This window comes from Brevundimonas sp. (assembly GCF_030682035.1).
Taxonomy (GTDB): Bacteria; Pseudomonadota; Alphaproteobacteria; order Caulobacterales; family Caulobacteraceae; genus Brevundimonas.
This window is the reverse complement of record NZ_JAUXQZ010000011.1, coordinates 1-1,799: the sequence shown is the minus strand read 5'-3', so window position 1 is coordinate 1,799 and position 1,799 is coordinate 1. Positions and strand designations below refer to the sequence as shown.

2 protein-coding genes are annotated in these 1,799 nt (G+C 66.7%); both read left to right on the top strand.

Annotated features, from left to right (window positions below):
- The coding region (locus tag Q8K49_RS01835) for a hypothetical protein (protein WP_305303724.1) at positions 1-389 on the top strand (389 nt) is incomplete at its 5' end.
- A 96-nt stretch (positions 390-485) separates the two neighbouring features.
- Positions 486-1,799, top strand: a 1,314-nt coding sequence (locus tag Q8K49_RS01830; protein WP_305303723.1) for a DDE-type integrase/transposase/recombinase, incomplete at its 3' end; no start/stop codon positions are given.

The following is a 1,799-nucleotide window of genomic DNA, read 5'->3' as shown; positions in this document are numbered from 1 at the left end:
TCAGTTTCTGCTGCAGCGTGTGCCGCAAACGGTGCACCTCGATGTCGGTACGCTTTCTCGGACGGCGCGTGTACCTTGGATTGGCGGTGGTGCTGGTGTCTGCCCGGCATGCCGGGCAGACACCAGCGGCAGCGCGGCTTGAGGCGGGATCGGGGATTCCGATCCGGACGCTGGAACGCTGGCGCCGGTGGTGGCAGACCGACTTTGCCCTGACTCCGCTGTGGCAGGCGCAGTGCGCCCGCTTCATGCCGCCGGTGGCGGCCGGGCGACTGCCCGGCGCACTCCTCGACCGCTTTACTGGTCAAACGGCCGAGCCTTTGTTGCGCCTGCTGCTCTTTCTCACGCCGCTCACCGTCCGATCCCTGATCGCAGTCCGAGAGGGGCGGTGACCACCCGCAGAGGATGCAGATAGCCAGCGATGGCGAGGGCTTATAGCCTTCACTCCCAGTCGCGGTGCCGCTGGCGCCGCCCACCGGGAGACCCTCTTGAAACCTGTTGTCGATCCATCCCCGCGTGATCGATGGGCGCGCCTGCGCTTCTCGATCATTGGCCCACTACTGGCCGCACCGCCGCCCGAGGGGGAGTTGCAGGCGGCGCTCAAATCCCTGGCCGCCAAGTCCTGGCGCCATCCGCTAACCGATCAGGAGATTGGCTTCGGTGTCTCGACCCTGGAGCGCTGGTACTACGCGGCCAAGTCGGCCTCCGATCCGGTCGCTGCCCTTAGGAACCGCTTGCGCGACGACGTCGGCCGCTTCCCCAGCCTCGCCCCTCGCGTCATCGAAGTCCTTGGCGCCCAGTATCGCGAACACCCGGGCTGGACCATGCAACTGCACGTCGACAACCTGCGCGCCGCCTTGGCCGGCAGCGATGCCGCTGTCCCGTCGTATCCGACGATCCGGCGGTATCTGACAGCCCGCGGCATGTTCCGTCAGGCCCGTCCGAAACGCGCCACCGCGGGGGCGCTCCTGGCCCGCGACCGGCTCGAACGCCTGGAGGTCCGTAGCTTCGAAGTCGATCACGTCAGTGCGCTGTGGCACCTCGATTTCCATCACGCGTCGCGCAAGGTACTGGGGCGCGCAGGCACCTGGGTCAAACCGATGCTGCTGGGCGTCATCGACGACCGCTCGCGTCTGGTTTGCCACTTGCAGTGGTATCTCGATGAGACGGCCGAGAGCCTGGTTCATGGCCTGTCGCAGGCGTTCATGAAACGCGGACTGCCACGTGCCCTGATGACCGACAACGGGGCGGCCATGCTGGCCGATGAGACCGTGTCCGGCCTGGCCGCTCTGGGGATCGTGCATCAGACGACGCTGCCGTATTCACCGTACCAGAATGCCAAGCAGGAGTCCTTCTGGGGACGCGTCGAGGGACGCCTGATGGCGATGCTGGAAGGCGAAGCGTCCGTCACACTGGATCTGCTCAATCAGGCGACTCAAGCCTGGGTCGAACAGGAGTATCACCGCACGCTCCATTCCGAGATCGGCACCACGCCGCTGGCCCGCTATCTGGCCGGCCCCAATGTCCGGCGCGACTGCCCCACGGCGGCGGATCTGGCCGCGGCATTTCGCATCGAGGTGGCGCGCCGGCAACGACGTTCCGACGGCACGGTGAGCCTGGCAGGAGCTCGCTTCGAGATTCCTGCCGCTTACCGTCACCTTGTGCAGGTCCACCTGCGTTACGCCCGCTGGGACTTGAGCCGGGTCGATCTGGTCGATGCGCGGACCGGCCAAATCCTTTGTCCGCTGCGCCCACTGGACAAGTCCGCCAATGCCGATGGCCAGCGCCGGGCACTGGTGCCT